Source organism: Pseudomonas putida, from assembly GCF_003228315.1.
Taxonomy (GTDB): Bacteria; Pseudomonadota; Gammaproteobacteria; order Pseudomonadales; family Pseudomonadaceae; genus Aquipseudomonas; species Aquipseudomonas putida_S.
The window spans coordinates 2,764,876-2,781,387 of record NZ_CP029693.1 but is presented as its reverse complement, the minus strand read 5'-3'; the positions used below and the strand labels follow the sequence as shown (position 1 = coordinate 2,781,387).

Sequence of the window (16,512 nt, the reverse complement as noted above, 5' to 3'; positions counted from 1 at the left end):
TCAATCGTGCCCCAGGAACCCAGGGGGCGAGCCTTCAGTTTCGATAACGCCATGCTGACCCAATGAGTCTGCCGATGCGATCTCTCAGCCTGCTGGCGCTGTTCAGTTTCAGTCCCTTGTTGTTTGCCGCTGATGTTCCAGGCAGTCAGGATCTGCCGATCGTGCCACGCATGGTCGATGCGCAGATCGTCGACTATCGCCCGGCCGTGGAACTGGAGCGGATTTATCCTCTTGGCTCGATCCGCAAGATCAGCGGCCAACTACGCTTCGACAGCCAGGTCAGCGCCCGTGGCAATACCACCTCAGTGACCTACGAATTGCCACCGGAACATTCCGCCATCGACGCTTTCACCGCCGCCCGCGAAGCCTTGCAGAAGCAGGACGCCCAGTTGCTGTTCTGGTGTCAGGCCCGGGATTGCGGCGAAAGCAGCCTGTGGGCCAACGAGGTGTTCGGCAATGCCAAGCTCTACGGTTCCGACAACGAACAGGCATACCTGCTGTTGCGTCTGGCGGCACCGAAGGACAACACGCTGGTGGCGCTTTACAGCATCACCCGTGGCAATCGCAAAGCCTACGTGCATGTCGAACAGTTCGAGGCGGCGGCCCCGCTGGGCGATTTGCGACCAACGTCCGCGACCTTGCTGCGCGAACTCAAGAGCACCGGCGAACTGGACTTCCCCACACTGACCGACGCATCGGATGAAACCTGGGTGCGCCTGATTTCCCGTGGCCTGAACCTCGACGCAACTTTACGGGTCAGTCTTTCAGGACCGAAGGCCGAAGACTGGCGCCAGGCCCTGATCGGGCAGGGCGTGCGTGCGGCACGCATGGAAACCGGCAGCGCCGAAGGCTCTGGCCTGCACTTCCAGCTACTGCGATAACCCTCCGAAAGGCGAACGCGTTCCGCGCGTTCGCCTATTCTTTTTCGGACGGACTTTTCCCTTCCTTTTTTCAGGACAATGGATGATCAATAACGATCGGATGCTGGTGCAGATCCTGCTTTTGGTGCTGTTCGGGGCGAGCGTCTGGGTGATGGCGCCGTTCTGGTCGGCGCTGTTCTGGGGCGCGGTGCTGGCCTTTGCCAGTTGGCCGCTGATGCGCCTGCTGACCCGCTGGTTCAATGGCCGCGAATCCCTGGCGGCCGCGGTGTTGACCGTGGGCTGGATGGTACTGGTGGCGGCGCCCCTGGTCTGGCTGGGGTTCAACCTGGCCGATCATGTGCGTGATGCCACGGCGTTCATCAAGGATGTGCAGGTCGATGGCCTGCCGGAAGCGCCCGCCTGGCTGGGCAGCATTCCGTTGGTGGGCAAGCGTCTGATGGAGATCTGGAACAGCATCGACCAGCAGGGCGCGGCCATGATGGTGTCGCTCAAACCCTATCTCGGGCAGGTCGGTAACTGGCTGCTGGCGCGCAGCGCACAGATCGGCGGTGGCGTACTCGAGCTGACCCTGAGCATCGTTTTCGTGTTCTTTTTCTATCGCGACGGGCCGCGACTGGCGGCTTTCGTCCATAGCCTGCTGGAGCGCCTGATCGGCGATCGCGCCGGCTACTACATCGAGCTGGTTGCGGGCACCGTGCAACGGGTGGTCAACGGGGTAATCGGTACCGCTGCGGCCCAGGCGATTCTGGCGCTGATCGGCTTCCTGATTGCCGGGGTTCCGGGGGCCCTTGTACTGGGCATCGTAACCTTCCTGCTCAGCCTGATTCCCATGGGACCGCCGCTGGTGTGGATTCCGGCCACGGCCTGGCTGGCCTGGAAAGGTGACTACACGATGGCGGCGTTCCTCGGTATCTGGGGCACTTTCATCATCAGCGGCGTGGACAACGTGCTCAAGCCTTACCTGATCAGTCGCGGCGGGAATCTGCCCTTGGTGATCGTGCTGCTTGGGGTGTTTGGCGGGTTGCTGGCGTTTGGTTTCATCGGCCTGTTCATCGGGCCGACATTGCTGGCGGTGGCGTACAGTCTGCTGACCGACTGGAGCAAGAGTCAGGCGCGGGTCTGAGACCTGTGCTGATTCGAGGAAGTGGCGCGGGAGGGCGGGAAAACAGCTCGCGTTGATCTGCCGGACGGATGATGGGGACCGTCAGACCAACGCCAGGCTGTAAAGGCGATCCGGGCTTCCTTGCCCGACTCGTGAAGCTGTGAATCAGAACTTGGCTTCGGCATCCAGTTGCAGGGTGTTGATGTCCGAATCTTTCTTGTTGATGTTGGCGTTGGTCTGGTCCGAGGTTGCCATGAAGTAGGTGGCACCCAGGGCGAAGTTCTTGTCCAGCTCGTAGCTCACTTTCAGCTTGCTGCCGCGCGAACCGGTGAAGCCGTTGGCGAAGTCGGAGTCGGTGAAGGCACCCACCACCGAGTTACGCTGCACGTCGCGGTAGTTGTAGTCGATGGCGAAGCCGTAGACTTTGGTCTTCACACCAGTCAACCAACCAGTGTCCTGGTCGTTGCTGGCGTCCTTGTTATTGACGTACTGACCGTACAGCGAGAGCGGTACTGCCAGGCCACCGATGTCCAGCTGACCGAAGCCTTCGTACAGCTTGAACTGCTCGTTCGGGCTGTTGCCGTTGATCGCCAGCTGGCCTGGGATCACGCCGGCAACCGGAGTGATGTTGTCATCGTTGTCGTAACCGTAGACGCTGCCGCCCAGGGTCATTTTCAGGTTGTCGGTGATGGCAAAGCGCGCGCCCAGCTGGCCGGCGTACAGACGCAGGTCGTGTTTGAACTGCACGCCCTCGCCATCGACGTTGTCCTTGAGGGTGTAGTGACCGGCGCTACCGAACAGTTCGGTGTTGCCGCTCAGCGGGTACTTGTACGAGAGCGACAGACCTTCGGGGCTGATGTCGCTATCCCAGATGATGTCGCCCATGCTCACCCATTGCTGTGGCATCTTGCCGCCAACGATGTGCAGGTTCTTGATGGCGTCGGGGTGGTAGTCGACGTAACCCTGGTCCAGCCAGATCTGCTTCTTGTCGAAGTAGTTGTCCAGGCTCTGGTTGGTGGAACGCGGGTCATCGTTGTTGCCGGTGGCGATACGGATACCGGTATCAACCTGCGGGTTGATCTCGGTGTAGGCACCCAGGCGGGCACGAACGCGCTGACGGTTCTGGTCCTTGTTGTTCGGTACGCCGTCGTTTTGCACGGTTTCCTGACGGAAACGCACGTCGCCCTTGAATTGGGTCTTGGCAGCCCAGGCGAGCTTCTGGTCGAAAGTGCTCAGCTCATTGGTTTTCTTCGCAGTTGCTGCGATTTGCTCGTTGGTCTCTTGCTGAGCCTGACGGGCGATTTGTTGGTCTTTCTGATCGCGGGCCAGTTCGGCTTGCAGTTCGGTGTACTGGGCGTTGGTAATCGAGCCGTTAGCCTTGAGCATGTCGAGCAGTTTGGCGTCGACTGCGGCAGTGGCCGGAACACTCATGGCCAACAGCAGGCCACCACACAGGGCCGCCGCAGTTTTCGTGGAAGCAAGACGCATATCAATCTCCGAAGATGAGAGTGGATGGCTTGAGCCATCCAGGGCACAACCGACCATTGATGGACGGAAAACAGTGACCGGGCTATAACCCGGCGCTCTAAAAACAGGCGCCAGTATCGCGATGGTTTATTACAGAGCGGTGGCAATGTGATGGCATGTCGGTGACGATATGAAGTCTTTCCGAACTATTGAGCTAGAGCGTTGTCATCGGTTTTCGGGTGTGCATTGGAGGGCGATAAGCGATACTCGCGAGGCTTTCATACCCTGAACGAGTGAGGACGGTGATGCCGTTGCAATGCCTGCAAAGTCTGTCCGAAGTGACCGCCGAAACCTGGGACGCCCTGGTGCCCGAGGACCAGCCGTTTCTCAGTCACGCCTTCCTGAGTGCGTTGGAGGACAGTGGCAGTGTGGGTCCTCATTCCGGCTGGCAAGCCGAGCATTTACTGCATGTCGAAGGCGATCGATTGATTGCCGCCTTGCCGGGTTATCGCAAATGGCATTCCTACGGCGAGTACGTGTTCGACCACGCCTGGGCCGACGCCTGCGAGCGCGCCGGGATCGATTACTACCCCAAGTTTCTTTCCGCCGTGCCGTTCAGTCCGGTCAGTGGCCCGCGATTGCTGGCTGCCCGTGTCGAGGACGGTTTCGAGTTGCTCAAAAGCCTGCCGGGTTATCTGGAGATCGAACAACTCTCCAGTGCTCACATCAATTTCACCGACCCTTTCACCGATGCCGCCTTGGCCGAGCAGCCAGGCTGGCTGCAACGTATCGGCTGCCAGTACCACTGGCAGAACCGCGACTATCGGGACTTCCAGGATTTCCTAGATGCCTTGAGCTCGCGCAAGCGCAAACAGATGCGCAAGGAACGCGAGCAAGTGGCGGGGCAGGGCTTTGAGTTCGAATGGCTGGAAGGGCGGCAACTGACCCAGGCGCAGTGGGATTTTGTCTATGCCTGCTATGCCAATACCTACGCGGTACGCCGGCAGAGGCCTTACCTGACGCGGGAATTTTTCAGCCTGCTGGCCGAACGCATGCCGCAATCGATTCGCGTGGTGCTGGCCAAACAAGGCTCACGTCCGGTGGCGATGGCGTTCAGTCTGGTGGGGAAGGACAGTTTCTACGGTCGTTACTGGGGATGCCTGGCGGAGTTTGATCGCCTGCACTTTGAAACCTGCTTCTATCAGGGCATGGACTACGCGATTGTCAATGGCTACCAGCGCTTCGACGCCGGAGCCCAGGGTGAGCACAAGTTGATTCGCGGCTTTGAACCGGTGATCACCCATTCCTGGCATTACCTGCGGCATCCGGGGTTGAAGGCGGCGGTCAAAGACTTCCTTCAGCAGGAGCGGGTAGGGGTGATGGCGTATGCGGAGGAAGCGAGGACGGCTTTGCCTTATCGCCAGGAGTGAATGCTGGTCTCTGTAGGAGCGAGCCTGCTCGCGATGAACTCGAGAACGCCACGGGGTGTCAGACATCCCGCGTCATCGTTGACGTCCATCGCGAGCAGGCTCGCTCCTACAGTGGCGGGGATCTCAAATTCAGTCGATCCCGACAAACCCACCCGTCTGATGCGCCCACAACCGCGCATACAACCCGCCCAGCGCCAGCAGTTCAGCATGGCTGCCGGTTTCCGCAATCCTGCCATTCTCCAGCACCACCAGCCGGTCCATCCGGGCGATGGTCGAAAGCCGGTGGGCGATGGCGATCACGGTCTTGCCCTGCATCAAGGTTTCCAGGCTTTCCTGAATCGCCGCCTCGACTTCCGAATCCAGTGCCGAGGTGGCTTCGTCCATGATCAGGATCGGCGCGTCCTTGAGCAGCACTCGGGCAATGGCGATCCGCTGGCGCTGACCACCGGATAGCTTCACCCCGCGCTCGCCGACATGGGCATCAAAGCCAATACGGCCTTCGGCGTCCGACAGGGTCGGAATGAAACCGTCGGCCCGGGCCTTGTACACGGCCTCCCAGAGTTCGCCTTCGGTGGCGTCGGGCTTGCCGTAAAGCAGGTTGTCGCGGATCGAACGATGCAGCAGGGACGTGTCCTGGGTGATCATACCGATGCGTTCGCGCAGGCTTTCCTGGCTGACGTCGGCGATGTTCTGACCATCGATGAGGATGCGTCCGCTTTCCACGTCATACAGCCGTAGCAGCAGGTTCACCAGGGTCGATTTGCCGGCGCCGGACGGGCCGATCAGGCCGATTTTCTCACCGGGCTTGATGGTCAGGTTAAGGTCGCCGATGACCCCGCTGTGCTTGCCGTAGTGGAAGTCCACATGTTCGAAACGCACTTCGCCACGGCCCACGGCCAGCGGCTTGGCCTGGTCACGGTCGGTGACGCTGACCGGTTGTGAGATGGTCTGCAGGCCGTCCTGCACCATGCCGATGTTTTCGAAGATGCCGGTGACTACCCACATGATCCAGCCGGACATGTTGACGATGCGAATCACCAGCCCGGTGGCCAGGGCAATCGCCCCCACGCTGATCAGCGACTGCGTCCACAACCATAGCGCCAGGCCGGTGGTGCAGACGATCAGCAGGCCGTTGAGGCTGGTGATGACCACGTCCATGCTGGTGACCACACGACCGGCCATCTGGGCCTTTTCGGTTTGTTCCTTGATGGCTTCGCGGGCGTACTGCTGTTCGTAGTTGGTGTGGGCAAACAGCTTCAACGTGGTGATGTTGGTGTAGCCGTCGACGATCCGCCCCATGAGTTTGGAGCGCGCATCGGAAGACCTCACCGAACGGTCCTTGACCCGTGGCACGAAGTAGTAGAGCGAAGCGATGAAGGCGCCGATCCAAGTCAGTAGCGGAATCATCAGGCGCCAGTCGGCTTCGGCGAACAGCACCAGCGAACTGATGGCGTAGATCAGCACATGCCACAGGGCATCGACGGCCTGTACAGCCGAGTCGCGCAGGGAGTTGCCGGTTTGCATGATGCGCTGGGCGATGCGCCCGGCGAAGTCGTTCTGGAAGAAGTTCAGGCTCTGTTTGAGCACGTAACTGTGGTTTTGCCAGAGGATCATGCTGGTCATGCTGGGGCTGAGGGTCTGGTGCACCAGCAGGTCATGCAGGCCGACGAACACCGGACGCAAGATGAGTGCAACCACCACCATCCAGGCCAGTTCGAGGCCGTGTTCCTTGAAAAAGTCGGCGTTGGGCGTGCCTTGGGCGAGGTCGATGATGCGGCTCAGGTAACTGAACAGTGCCACTTCGACCAGGGCGGCGAACAGGCCGACCACCAGCAGGGCGGCGAAGCTGGGCCAGACCTGCTTGAGGTAATAGGTATAGAAGGGCCAGACCCGATTTGGCGGCGCGGCTGTCGGGGCGTCGCGAAAGATATCGATCAGTTTTTCAAAACGGCGATAAAGCATCGTTTTTCCACCCGCGAGCGGGCACTCCTTTTGACGGGTTGAGCGTTGCCGGAAAAACCGGCAACGGCTCGGACATCCATGTCCAGCTTAGTTTCAGTCGATGCGCTTGGCGGACTTGATGAATACAGGGTCAGCCGGCACGTCCTTCATGCCATTGCGCACGGTGGTTGGCGAATTGACGATGATGTCTACCACGTCCATGCCTTTGACCACTTTGCCGAACACCGCATAGCCGTCACCCTGGTCGAGGAAGTCGTTGTCCTTGACGTTGATGAAGAACTGGCTGGTGGCCGAATCCGGCACCGAGGTACGGGCCATCGACAAGGTGCCACGCACGTTGACCAGGCCATTGCTGTGCTCGTTCTTGATCGGCGCCTTGGTGTCTTTCTGCTGCATGGTCTGGGTGAAACCGCCGCCCTGGACCATGAAGCCCGGAATCACGCGGTGGAAAATCGTGTTGTTGTAGAAGCCGCTGTCTACGTAATCAAGGAAGTTCTTGGTACTGATCGGGGCCTTGACCGGGTCCAGTTCGATTTCGATCTGGCCGTTGGTGGTTTCCAGCAATACATGCGGCGCCTTGGCAGGCGTTGCCGCCATCAGGTTGGCGGCAAACAGAACGGAGCCAGCGGCGAGGGCGATTTTTTTCAGCATGGGTCAGTGATCCTGAGTGGGGTGGTTTCAACGGTGGTGAGGAAATCCAGCAGTGTCTGGTTGAAGCGTTCGGGCTGGTCCAGCGGGGTGGCGTGACGCGAGTCGGCGATCACCACCAGTCGCGCATCGGGCAGCAGCTTTACGTAATTTTCCTTCAGCGAGACCGGCGTGTAGTCATGGTCGGCGCTGACGATGAGGGTTGGACAGGACACCTTCGACAGTCGTTCCTGAACCCCCCAGCCAACGATGGCATTGAAGCTGGCGAGATAAGCATGTTTGTCGTTTTTTGCCCAGCGCTCGGCCATCTTTTCTCGCAGGTCGGCCTGCTCGGGTTCGGGGAACAATTTGCCGCCCAGGGCCTTGCCGATGGTGCGCAGACTGAGGGCATGCATCAGGCTCCAGCGCTTGAACCACTGCCAGTAGTCGTCGCGGCTGCGCAGCTTGACCTCTGGCGCGCTGTTGACGATGCACAGGCTCTTGAGCAGTTGCGGCTGATCCACGCCCAGCTGGAAGCCGATCATGCCGCCCATGGACAGGCCCACGTAATGGACGGGGCCGAGGTTCAGGTGTTCGATCAACGCCACCAGGTCGGCGCTGAACCCGGAGATGCTGTAACGCTCGCGAGGTTTGTCGGAGCGCCCGTGACCGCGTACATCGGGGACGATCACCCGGTAGCGCGTGGTCAGCGCGGGGATCTGTTTTTCCCAGTCCAGGGTGCTCGACCCCAGGCCGTGGACCAGCAGCAGCGGCGTGCCGTGGCCATATTCCTCATAGTGCAGGTTGCAACCTTCGTGTTCGAAATAGGCCATGCATACACTCCGTGTCAGGCTTGTTCAGGGGCGGCGAACGGTGCGTCCAGCGGCGCGGTGTCGAAGGTACGCAGCAGTTCGATGAGGATCTGCGTGGCCGGCCCCAGGGGTTTGTCCTTGTTCGAGTACAGGTAAAAACTCGGGTTTCGGCTGCCGCCCTGATCCAAAGGTAGCAGCTTGAGCGTACCTTCCTTGAGTTCTCGTTCGATCATGTGCCGTGGCAGCCAGGCAAAGCCCAGGCCGCTGCCGACGAACGTCGCGGCAGTGGCCAGGCTGCCGACGGTCCAGCGTTGCTCGGCGCCCAGCCAGCCGACGTCCCGGGGTTGCTGGCGACCGGAGTCGCGGATCACCACCTGCAGCTGGCTTTCCAGGTCCTGGAAATTCAGCTCGCGATTGAGCCGGTGCAACGGGTGTTCCGGGTGGGCCACCGCGACGAACTCGACGTCGCTCAACTCCGCGCCCAGGTAGCCGGGAATGCTGAAACCGCTGATGGCCAGGTCGGCCACGCCTTCGAGCAATACCTCTTCGACGCCTGACAACACCTCTTCGCGCAGACGCACCCGACAGCCGCGGCTTTGCGGCATGAAGGCGGTCAGGGCGCGGACGAGGCGGGCGCTGGGGTACGCTGCGTCCACCACCAATCGCACTTCGGCTTCCCAGCCTTGCTCCATGTGATGGGCCAGGTCTTCCAGCTGGCTGGCCTGTTTCACCAGTTGCCGGGAGCGACGCAACAAAACGCCGCCGGCTTCAGTCAGCACTGCCTTGCGCCCGTCGATGCGCAGCAGCGGCACGCCGAGCTGATCCTGCATGCGCGCCACGGTGTAGCTGACCGACGATTGCGAACGGTGCAGTGCCTCGGCGGCCTGGGCGAAGCCACCGTGGTCGACCACGGCCTGAAGCGTTCGCCATTGATCAAGGGTCACGCGGGGCGCTTTCATGATGGGCTCCTGTTGTCCTAAGCTGCGCAGTTCTTATTGGAGACTGCTGCATGAAAAAAATCTGTTTGAGTTTGCTGGCGATGTTGCCGCTGACGGCCTTTGCCTACCCGATCGACGTACAAAAAGAACTCAATGGCCTGAAGATCGACTACACCACTTACGCCACCGATTACGACATGGGCTCCATCACCGTGAACAACTACGGCGATGTCGCTGCCGACTGCGCGGTGGTGTTTCGCAATGGTCCCGAGTCGCCAAAGACCCGTCGGATCAATCTGGCTGCCGGTAAAAGCGCGGACCTTTCCGCCAAGTTCAATCGCAAGATCATCAAGCTGTACATCAGCATGACCTGCAAGCCGCAATGACCTCCAGCGGAGCAGGTTCGCCAGCCATGCTCCGCTTATAAACGAATTTATTGATCGGTTATAGCAGTTATTTGCGCTTTTTTATCGATATGACGCTGTTTAACCTTCACTCCATCGCCTTACAGCATTCTCAGATGGAGCCTACAAACCATGTCCCGCGTCCTGATCATCGAAAGCAGCGCCCGTCAGCAAGACTCGATTTCCCGTCAACTGACCCAGACCTTCATCAATCAGTGGAAAGCCGCGCACCCGAAGGACGAGATCACCGTCCGTGATCTGGCCGTCAACCCGGTGCCGCACCTGGACATCAACCTGTTGGGCGGCTGGATGAAGCCCGCCGATCAGCGCAATGACATCGAACAGCTGTCCCTGGAACGCTCAAACCAGCTGACTGATGAGCTGCTGGCCGCCGACGTGCTGGTCATGGCCGCGCCGATGTACAACTTTGCGATTCCGAGCACTCTCAAGGCCTGGCTCGACCATGTACTGCGTGCCGGCGTGACCTTCAAGTACACCGAAACCGGTCCACAGGGTTTGCTCAGCGGCAAGCGCGCCTACGTCCTGACCGCTCGTGGCGGGATTTACGCCGGCAGCACCGCCGACCACCAGGAACCTTACCTGCGTCAGGTCATGGGCTTCATCGGCATCCACGACGTGACGTTCATCCACGCCGAGGGCATGAACCTGGGTGGCGACTTCCAGGAGAAAGGCCTGAATCAGGCGAACGCCCGGCTTTCCCAAGTGGCCTGATGTGTTAATCGCCAGATAATCACCGGATGGTCTAGTGACCTGGCGCAACCCTTCAAGCCTGTACGCGCATCGAATCTCCCCTTGCACTTCTGCTCCTGAGTGCGTTGGCCCGATTGAACGCTTTAGCGAGATCGGGCTTTTTTTTGCCCGTGATTTGATGAATCCGCGCCTCCTTCTGTAGGAGCAAAGCTTGCTCGCGATAGCACTGGATCAGTTGCATCAATGTGGACTGACACTCAGCCATCGCGAGCAAGCTTTGCTCCTACAGGAGGTGGTGCGATCGACAGCAAAACCCGCTATCGTCGCCGCCATTCGAAACGAGGCGAGCATGGGCTATCTACTTTTTGTCACGCTGATTCAGGCGTTTTCCTTCAGTTTGATCGGCGAGTACCTGGCCGGTCATGTCGACAGTTACTTCGCGGTGCTGGTGCGCGTGCTGCTGGCGGGGCTGGTATTCATTCCGTTGACGCGCTGGCGGTCGGTGGAACCGGCGTTCATGCGCGGCATGCTGCTGATCGGTGCATTGCAGTTCGGCGTGACCTACGTCTGTCTGTACCTGAGTTTCCGCGTTCTGACGGTCCCGGAGGTGTTGCTGTTCACCATCCTTACGCCGTTGCACGTGACGCTGATCGAAGATGCGTTGAACCGGCGCTTCAATCCTTGGGCCTTGATCGCGGCGCTGGTGGCGGTCGCGGGGGCGGCGGTGATTCGTTATGACCGTATCAATCCGGACTTCTTCATGGGTTTCCTGCTGCTGCAGCTGGCCAACTTCACTTATGCCGCCGGACAGGTGCTGTACAAGCATCTGGTGGCGCGCCACCCGAGCGACCTGCCGCACTACCGGCGCTTCGGCTATTTCTATCTCGGCGCGCTGGCGGTGGCATTGCCGGCATTCCTGTTGTTCGGCAAACAGAACTTCCTGCCGGAAGCGCCACTGCAATGGGGCGTGCTGTTGTTCCTCGGCCTGGTATCGACCGCACTGGGGCTTTATTGGTGGAACAAAGGTGCCTGCCTGGTCAACGGCGGGACACTGGCAGTGATGAACAACCTGCATGTGCCGGTGGGCTTGCTGATCAATCTGCTGATCTGGAATCAGCACGAGGAATTGGGGCGGTTGCTGCTGGGCGGGTCGGTGATTCTGTTGGCGGTGTGGATCAGCCGACTCGGCATCAGGCCCGCTGCAGTCCGCTCTTCGTAGGAGCGAGGCTTGCCCGCGATGGCGGTGCGTCAGGAAACGATGATTTCGATTGACACTACGCCATCGCGGGCAAGCCTTGCTCCTACAGAGACGTGGCCGTGCTTACATAATGTGTTTTTCAGGCTCGGGGATATGACTCGCCCCCAACACCGCCGGCAACAACCCGGCCCGTAGATCCGTACCGCTGGGCTGCTGATAAAGGCTCAAGCCAAACTCCGGCAACACCGCCAGCAGGTAATCAAAAATATCCCCCTGAATCCGCTCGTAATCCGCCCACGCCGTGGTGCGGGTGAAACAGTAGATTTCCAGCGGGATGCCTTGGGCCGTCGTCTGCATCTGCCGGACCATGCAGGTCATGTTCGGCTGAACCTCCGGGTGGCTCTTCAGATACGCCAGCGCATAGGCGCGGAACGTGCCGATATTGGTCATGCGTCGACGGTTGGCTGACATCGCCGCGACATTCCCCTGGGCTTCGTTCCAGGCCTTGAGTTCGGCCTGTTTGCGGCTGATGTAGTCGGTCAGCAAGTGTACCTGGGACAGTTTTTGCTCTTCGTCATCACGGATGAAGCGCACGCCACTGGCATCGATGAACAGGGAGCGCTTGATCCGTCGACCACCGGACTGCTGCATGCCGCGCCAGTTCTTGAACGATTCGGACATCAGGCGCCAGGTAGGGATCGACACAATTGTCTTGTCAAAATTCTGCACTTTGACGGTGTGCAAGGTGATGTCCACCACATCGCCATCGGCACCCACCTGCGGCATTTCGATCCAGTCGCCGACCCGCAGCATGTCATTGCTGGTCAACTGCACGCTGGCGACGAACGACAGCAGCGTGTCCTTGTAGACCAACAGGATTACCGCCGACATGGCACCCAGACCTGACAGCAGCAACAAGGGCGAGCGGTCGATCAGGGTGGCGACAATGATGATCGCGCCAAACACGTACAAAACCATCTTCGCCAGTTGCACGTAGCCTTTGATCGAGCGGGTGCGCGCGTGTTCGGTACGGGCGTAGATGTCCAGCAAGGCATTGAGCAGGGCGCTGATGGCCAGCACCAGGAACAGAATGGTGAACGCCAGCGCTACGTTTCCGAGGAAATTCAGCGCGGTTTTACTCAGTTCCGGCACCAGGTGCAGGCCGAACTGGATCACCAGCGATGGCGTCATTTGTGCCAGGCGCTGAAACACCTTGTTATGGCGAAAGTCGTTGATCCAGTGCAGGGCTGGCTGACGGCCGAGCATTCGGCTGGCATGCAGGATCAGGTAGCGTGCCACTCGTCCGAGCATCAGCGCGATGACCAAAAGCACGACCAGGGCCAGGCTGGCTTGCAGCAGCGGGTGCTGTTCGAGGGTGCCCCAAAGGTCTTGGATGTTGAGCCAGAGCTGTTTGATATCCATGGGTAGAAACGATTCTTCTGTAAGACGCGACGGGCGATTAGAGCATTTAAGACACTTTCTATTACGGTCGATGACAAATCAGGCAACAAAAAAGCCACTGTTTGCTGCCGATTGCATAAAGAAACTCGGCCTACGCGCTCGAAACCGTTACCCTATGCAGCTGATTTTTTGCATTTCTTCGAGGTAGCACCCGTGTTTTCCGAATTCGCCCTGCACGAACGCCTGCTCAAAGCCGTGGCCGAACTGAAATTTGTCGAGCCAACGCCTGTGCAAGCAGCGGCCATTCCGCTGGCGCTCCAGGGGCGTGACCTGCGGGTGACGGCGCAAACCGGTAGCGGCAAGACCGCGGCCTTTGTCCTGCCGATCCTCAATCGCCTGATCGGCCCGGCGAAAATCCGCGTCAGCATCAAGACCCTGATCCTGCTGCCGACCCGCGAACTGGCCCAGCAGACCTTGAAGGAAGTGGAACGCTTTTCGCAGTTCACCTTCATCAAAGCCGGCTTGATCACTGGTGGTGAAGACTTCAAGGTCCAGGCCGCCATGCTGCGCAAGGTGCCGGATATCCTGATCGGTACGCCGGGCCGGATGATCGAGCAACTAAACGCCGGCAACCTGGACCTCAAGGAAGTCGAAGTACTGGTACTCGACGAAGCGGACCGCATGCTCGACATGGGTTTCGCCGATGACGTGCAGCGCCTGGTGGACGAATGCCCGAACCGCCAGCAAACCATGCTGTTCTCCGCCACCACCGGTGGTTCGGGGCTGCGCGAAATGGTTGCCAAGGTCCTGAACAACCCTGAGCACCTGCAACTCAATGCGGTCAGCCAACTGAACGAAACGACCCGTCAGCAAATCATCACCGCTGACCACAACCAGCACAAAGAACAGATCGTCAATTGGCTGCTGGCCAACGAGACCTATCAGAAGGCCATTATCTTCACCAACACCCGGGCCATGGCCGACCGTATCTACGGTCGCCTGGTGGCGCAGGAATACAAGGCGTTCGTGCTGCACGGCGACAAGGACCAGAAGGATCGCAAGCTGGCGATCGACCGTCTGAAGCAGGGCGGGGTGAAGATCCTCGTGGCCACTGACGTTGCCGCCCGTGGCCTGGACGTCGACGGCCTCGATCTGGTGATCAACTTCGACATGCCGCGCAGCGGCGACGAATACGTGCACCGTATCGGTCGTACCGGTCGCGCCGGCAACGATGGCCTGGCCATCTCGCTGATCTGCCACGGTGACTGGAACCTGATGTCGAGCATCGAGCGCTACCTCAAGCAGAGCTTCGAGCGCCGTACCATCAAGGAAGTCAAGGGCACTTACGCCGGACCGAAGAAGGTCAAGGCTTCGGGCAAGGCCGCCGGCACCAAGAAGAAAAAGACCGACGTAAAGGGTGACAAGAAAAAAGTCGCCGCCAAGACCCCGACCAAGCGCAAGTCCGCCAACCGTCCGAAGGCCGAAGCGCCGTCGCTGGTCAGCAAGGACGGCATGGCCCCGCTCAAGCGCCGCAAGCCGGCGGCACCGGCTGCTGAATAAACATCGCAGCTGAATAAAAAATGCCCGTATCGCAGGATACGGGCATTTTTGTTTAGATGGCCCAAAGCGCGGAGGTAGCGACGGCCCATGCTGGTAATTTCCAATAACGTGCACATTCCGGATGCCGAGATCGAGTTGACCGCCATTCGTGCCCAGGGCGCGGGAGGGCAGAACGTCAACAAAGTCTCCAGCGCCGTACACCTGCGCTTTGACATCCCGGCTTCGTCCTTGCCCGAGTTCTACAAGGAGCGCTTGTTGGCGCTGCGCGACAGTCGCATCACCAGCGATGGCGTGTTGATCATCAAGGCCCAGCAATACCGCACCCAGGAGCAGAACCGCGCCGACGCGCTGCTGCGCCTGACCGAATTGATCCTCAGCGCCACCAAGGTCGAAAAGAAACGCCGCCCGACCAAGCCGACCCTCGGTTCGAAGACGCGCCGGCTTGAAGCCAAAAGCAAGCGCGGCAACATCAAGGCCGGGCGCGGCAAGGTGGACTTTTAGCGCGCGTCCCGAGCCTGACGGTTCTTCGGCGCCTGCCGGTACAGGTAAATGCAGAGCATCAGGCTGCTGATGGCCGCCAGTGCGGCGAACAGAAAGATCGAAGCAAACCCGAAGCCCGCCGCCACAGCCCCCGCCAATGGTCCGGTGATCCCCAGCGACAAGTCGATGAACAGGGAATAGGCGCCGACCGCCGCCCCGCGGCTGGAGGCGGGCACCAGATTGACCGCCTCAACCCCCAGCGCCGGAAACACCAGCGAGAAGCCAAAGCCGCTCAGTGCCGCGCCCGCCAGCGCCCAATGGGCGTCCGGTGCCAGCCACAGCAACAGCAATCCCAGGGTTTCCACCGACAGGCAGGCAATCGCCACGCGAAAGCCCCCCAGACGATTGATCAGGTTGCCGAACAGCAGCCGCGCGCCGATGAAACTGGCGCCGAACAGGCTCAGGCACAACACCGCGTTATCCCAGTGTTGGGTGGCGTAATACAGGGTGATAAAGGTCGCGATGGTGCCGAAGCCGATGGAGCCCAGCGCCAGCCCGCAGCCATGGGGCAGCACGCGTCCCAGTACGTGGATGAATGGCAAACGTTCGCCGGCGACGATCGGCGCCGCGGTTTTCGGCCATGCCAGCAGCAGACCCAACAGCGCCAACAACACGATGCTCACGCCCATGCTCCACAAGCCCAGTTGCCCCACCAGCCATACCCCCAGCGGCGCGCCGACCGCCAGTGCGCCGTAACTGGCGATGCCGTTCCAGGAAATCACCTTGGCAGTGTTCGCCGCGCCGACCCGGCCGATGCCCCAACCAATCGAGCCGGATCCCACCAGGCTTTCCGCGCTGCCCAGCACCAGGCGGCCGATGAACAGGCTGGCCAGGCTGACCATCGGCAGGCTCTGGGTCCAGGCCGAAAGCAACATGAACACGCCACTCAGGCCGCAGCCGGCCAGGCCGTACATCACGGCCAGTTTGCTGCCTTTGTTGTCGATGATTTTCCCGGCGTAGGGGCGGCTGAGCAGGGTGGCGAGGTATTGCACGCTGATCACCAGCCCCGCGATCACCGCGCCGAAGCCCAGTTCGCTATGGACGTAGCCGGGCAGCACCGCCAGGGGAATGCCGATGTTCAGGTAGCCGATAAAGGTAAACAGGACGATGGAGACAACTTGCAGCGTGACCGCCAAGGGGCGCTGGTTTTCAGACATGGGGAAAGGTCCACGATAAAGCAGGATTAGATAGGCTGCTTATGATAACGGCGCAGACGCCCGTGGATGGTGAAAAAGTAAAACTATTTGCCAGGCGGATTGCTCAGGGCTTTTCAGGTGCCACCAGCTGCGTGGTGACCAGGGCGGCCAGGGCATTTTCTTCGCTGCCGAAGCGGGCGAGCAGCGCGGCCTGTTTTTCGGGAGAGAGGCGATTCCAGATCTCGATCATCTTCTCGGCGGTGCCGATCAGGACGCTGGCTTGCTCTTCGTTGAATTCATCAGTCATGGCAGGTAACGATTCAGGCAGTGTGGAAAGCGCATG

15 protein-coding genes and 1 pseudogene are annotated in these 16,512 nt (G+C 60.1%); 8 read left to right on the top strand and 8 right to left on the bottom strand.

The features are described from left to right. The first annotated feature begins 74 nt into the window (after positions 1–74). Together DKY63_RS12825 and DKY63_RS12820 are read left to right on the top strand one after the other, a co-directional pair. A complete protein-coding gene (locus DKY63_RS12825) occupies positions 75–881 on the top strand; it encodes a DUF4892 domain-containing protein (protein ID WP_110964434.1) in 807 nt (268 codons plus the stop codon). Between the two features lie 82 nt (positions 882–963). Beyond that, positions 964–2,004, top strand: a complete 1,041-nt coding sequence (locus DKY63_RS12820; protein WP_110964433.1) for an AI-2E family transporter — start codon at positions 964–966, stop codon at positions 2,002–2,004. 144 nt (positions 2,005–2,148) lie between these two features. Here DKY63_RS12820 and DKY63_RS12815 read toward each other — a convergent pair whose 3' ends face one another. Next, complete coding sequence (locus tag DKY63_RS12815; protein WP_110964432.1) at positions 2,149–3,471, bottom strand: putative porin; 1,323 nt, start codon at positions 3,469–3,471, stop codon at positions 2,149–2,151. Positions 3,472–3,755: 284 nt separating this feature from the next. On the opposite strand from DKY63_RS12815, the gene DKY63_RS12810 reads away from it, so the two are divergent. Beyond that, the gene (locus tag DKY63_RS12810) at positions 3,756–4,880 is read left to right on the top strand and encodes a GNAT family N-acetyltransferase (protein WP_110964431.1); all 1,125 of its coding nucleotides are present in this window, start codon (positions 3,756–3,758) and stop codon (positions 4,878–4,880) included. A gap of 129 nt (positions 4,881–5,009) precedes the next feature. Here DKY63_RS12810 and DKY63_RS12805 read toward each other — a convergent pair whose 3' ends face one another. The 4 genes and pseudogenes from DKY63_RS12805 to DKY63_RS12790 all read right to left on the bottom strand — a co-directional run bounded on the left by DKY63_RS12805 (position 5,010) and on the right by DKY63_RS12790 (position 9,240). After that, positions 5,010–6,842, bottom strand: a complete 1,833-nt coding sequence (locus tag DKY63_RS12805) for an ABC transporter ATP-binding protein (protein WP_110964430.1) — start codon at positions 6,840–6,842, stop codon at positions 5,010–5,012. A 93-nt stretch (positions 6,843–6,935) separates the two neighbouring features. Further along, positions 6,936–7,493 (bottom strand): peptidylprolyl isomerase, encoded by a 558-nt coding sequence (locus tag DKY63_RS12800; protein ID WP_110964429.1) that lies wholly within the window; start codon positions 7,491–7,493, stop codon positions 6,936–6,938. A gap of 3 nt (positions 7,494–7,496) precedes the next feature. Continuing rightward, positions 7,497–8,302 (bottom strand): annotated as a pseudogene (locus DKY63_RS12795) (alpha/beta fold hydrolase). A gap of 14 nt (positions 8,303–8,316) precedes the next feature. Then, positions 8,317–9,240, bottom strand: a complete 924-nt coding sequence (locus tag DKY63_RS12790; RefSeq protein ID WP_110964427.1) for a LysR family transcriptional regulator — start codon at positions 9,238–9,240, stop codon at positions 8,317–8,319. Positions 9,241–9,290: 50 nt separating this feature from the next. Between DKY63_RS12790 and DKY63_RS12785 the strand changes: the two genes are divergently transcribed. From DKY63_RS12785 to DKY63_RS12770, 3 genes are all read left to right on the top strand, one after another. Further along, a complete protein-coding gene (locus DKY63_RS12785) occupies positions 9,291–9,605 on the top strand; it encodes a 3-phosphoglycerate kinase (protein ID WP_110964426.1) in 315 nt (104 codons plus the stop codon). A 150-nt stretch (positions 9,606–9,755) separates the two neighbouring features. After that, positions 9,756–10,355, top strand: coding sequence for an FMN-dependent NADH-azoreductase (locus DKY63_RS12780; protein WP_110964425.1), 600 nt, complete (start codon positions 9,756–9,758; stop codon positions 10,353–10,355). 328 nt (positions 10,356–10,683) lie between these two features. Further along, the gene (locus DKY63_RS12770) at positions 10,684–11,553 is read left to right on the top strand and encodes a carboxylate/amino acid/amine transporter (protein ID WP_110964423.1); all 870 of its coding nucleotides are present in this window, start codon (positions 10,684–10,686) and stop codon (positions 11,551–11,553) included. 102 nt (positions 11,554–11,655) lie between these two features. Here DKY63_RS12770 and DKY63_RS12765 read toward each other — a convergent pair whose 3' ends face one another. Then, complete coding sequence (locus DKY63_RS12765) at positions 11,656–12,954, bottom strand: mechanosensitive ion channel family protein (protein ID WP_110964422.1); 1,299 nt, start codon at positions 12,952–12,954, stop codon at positions 11,656–11,658. A 192-nt stretch (positions 12,955–13,146) separates the two neighbouring features. On the opposite strand from DKY63_RS12765, the gene DKY63_RS12760 reads away from it, so the two are divergent. Further along, entirely contained in the window at positions 13,147–14,493 is a 1,347-nt protein-coding gene (locus DKY63_RS12760; RefSeq protein WP_110964421.1) for a DEAD/DEAH box helicase, read from the top strand. Between the two features lie 87 nt (positions 14,494–14,580). Beyond that, entirely contained in the window at positions 14,581–14,994 is a 414-nt protein-coding gene (gene arfB, locus DKY63_RS12755; RefSeq protein WP_110964420.1) for an alternative ribosome rescue aminoacyl-tRNA hydrolase ArfB, read from the top strand. On the opposite strand, the gene DKY63_RS12750 is transcribed toward arfB, so the two are convergent. Beyond that, on the bottom strand, positions 14,991–16,190 hold the full coding sequence (locus DKY63_RS12750; RefSeq protein WP_110964419.1) for an MFS transporter: 1,200 nt from the start codon (positions 16,188–16,190) through the stop codon (positions 14,991–14,993). The two genes, arfB and DKY63_RS12750, sit on opposite strands and share 4 nt — an antisense overlap. 103 nt (positions 16,191–16,293) lie before the next feature. Continuing rightward, positions 16,294–16,476 carry a hypothetical protein gene (locus DKY63_RS12745; RefSeq protein WP_110964418.1) on the bottom strand — a complete coding sequence of 61 codons (183 nt, stop codon included), beginning with the start codon at positions 16,474–16,476 and terminating at the stop codon, positions 16,294–16,296. Between the last annotated feature and the right edge of the window lie 36 nt (positions 16,477–16,512).

Excerpts from the sequence above, each read along its gene's own strand:
- DKY63_RS12825 (WP_110964434.1), top strand. The coding sequence starts at position 75 with ATGCGATCTCTCAGCCTGCTGGCGCTGTTCAGTTTCAGTCCCTTGTTG.
- DKY63_RS12790 (WP_110964427.1), bottom strand. The coding sequence starts at position 9,240 with ATGAAAGCGCCCCGCGTGACCCTTGATCAATGGCGAACGCTTCAGGCC.
- DKY63_RS12810 (WP_110964431.1), top strand. The coding sequence starts at position 3,756 with ATGCCGTTGCAATGCCTGCAAAGTCTGTCCGAAGTGACCGCCGAAACC.
- DKY63_RS12745 (WP_110964418.1), bottom strand. The coding sequence starts at position 16,476 with ATGACTGATGAATTCAACGAAGAGCAAGCCAGCGTCCTGATCGGCACC.
- DKY63_RS12765 (WP_110964422.1), bottom strand. The coding sequence starts at position 12,954 with ATGGATATCAAACAGCTCTGGCTCAACATCCAAGACCTTTGGGGCACC.
- DKY63_RS12770 (WP_110964423.1), top strand. The coding sequence starts at position 10,684 with ATGGGCTATCTACTTTTTGTCACGCTGATTCAGGCGTTTTCCTTCAGT.
- DKY63_RS12780 (WP_110964425.1), top strand. The coding sequence starts at position 9,756 with ATGTCCCGCGTCCTGATCATCGAAAGCAGCGCCCGTCAGCAAGACTCG.
- DKY63_RS12805 (WP_110964430.1), bottom strand. The coding sequence starts at position 6,842 with ATGCTTTATCGCCGTTTTGAAAAACTGATCGATATCTTTCGCGACGCC.
- DKY63_RS12820 (WP_110964433.1), top strand. The coding sequence starts at position 964 with ATGATCAATAACGATCGGATGCTGGTGCAGATCCTGCTTTTGGTGCTG.
- DKY63_RS12800 (WP_110964429.1), bottom strand. The coding sequence starts at position 7,493 with ATGCTGAAAAAAATCGCCCTCGCCGCTGGCTCCGTTCTGTTTGCCGCC.
- DKY63_RS12750 (WP_110964419.1), bottom strand. The coding sequence starts at position 16,190 with ATGTCTGAAAACCAGCGCCCCTTGGCGGTCACGCTGCAAGTTGTCTCC.
- DKY63_RS12815 (WP_110964432.1), bottom strand. The coding sequence starts at position 3,471 with ATGCGTCTTGCTTCCACGAAAACTGCGGCGGCCCTGTGTGGTGGCCTG.
- arfB (WP_110964420.1), top strand. The coding sequence starts at position 14,581 with ATGCTGGTAATTTCCAATAACGTGCACATTCCGGATGCCGAGATCGAG.
- DKY63_RS12785 (WP_110964426.1), top strand. The coding sequence starts at position 9,291 with ATGAAAAAAATCTGTTTGAGTTTGCTGGCGATGTTGCCGCTGACGGCC.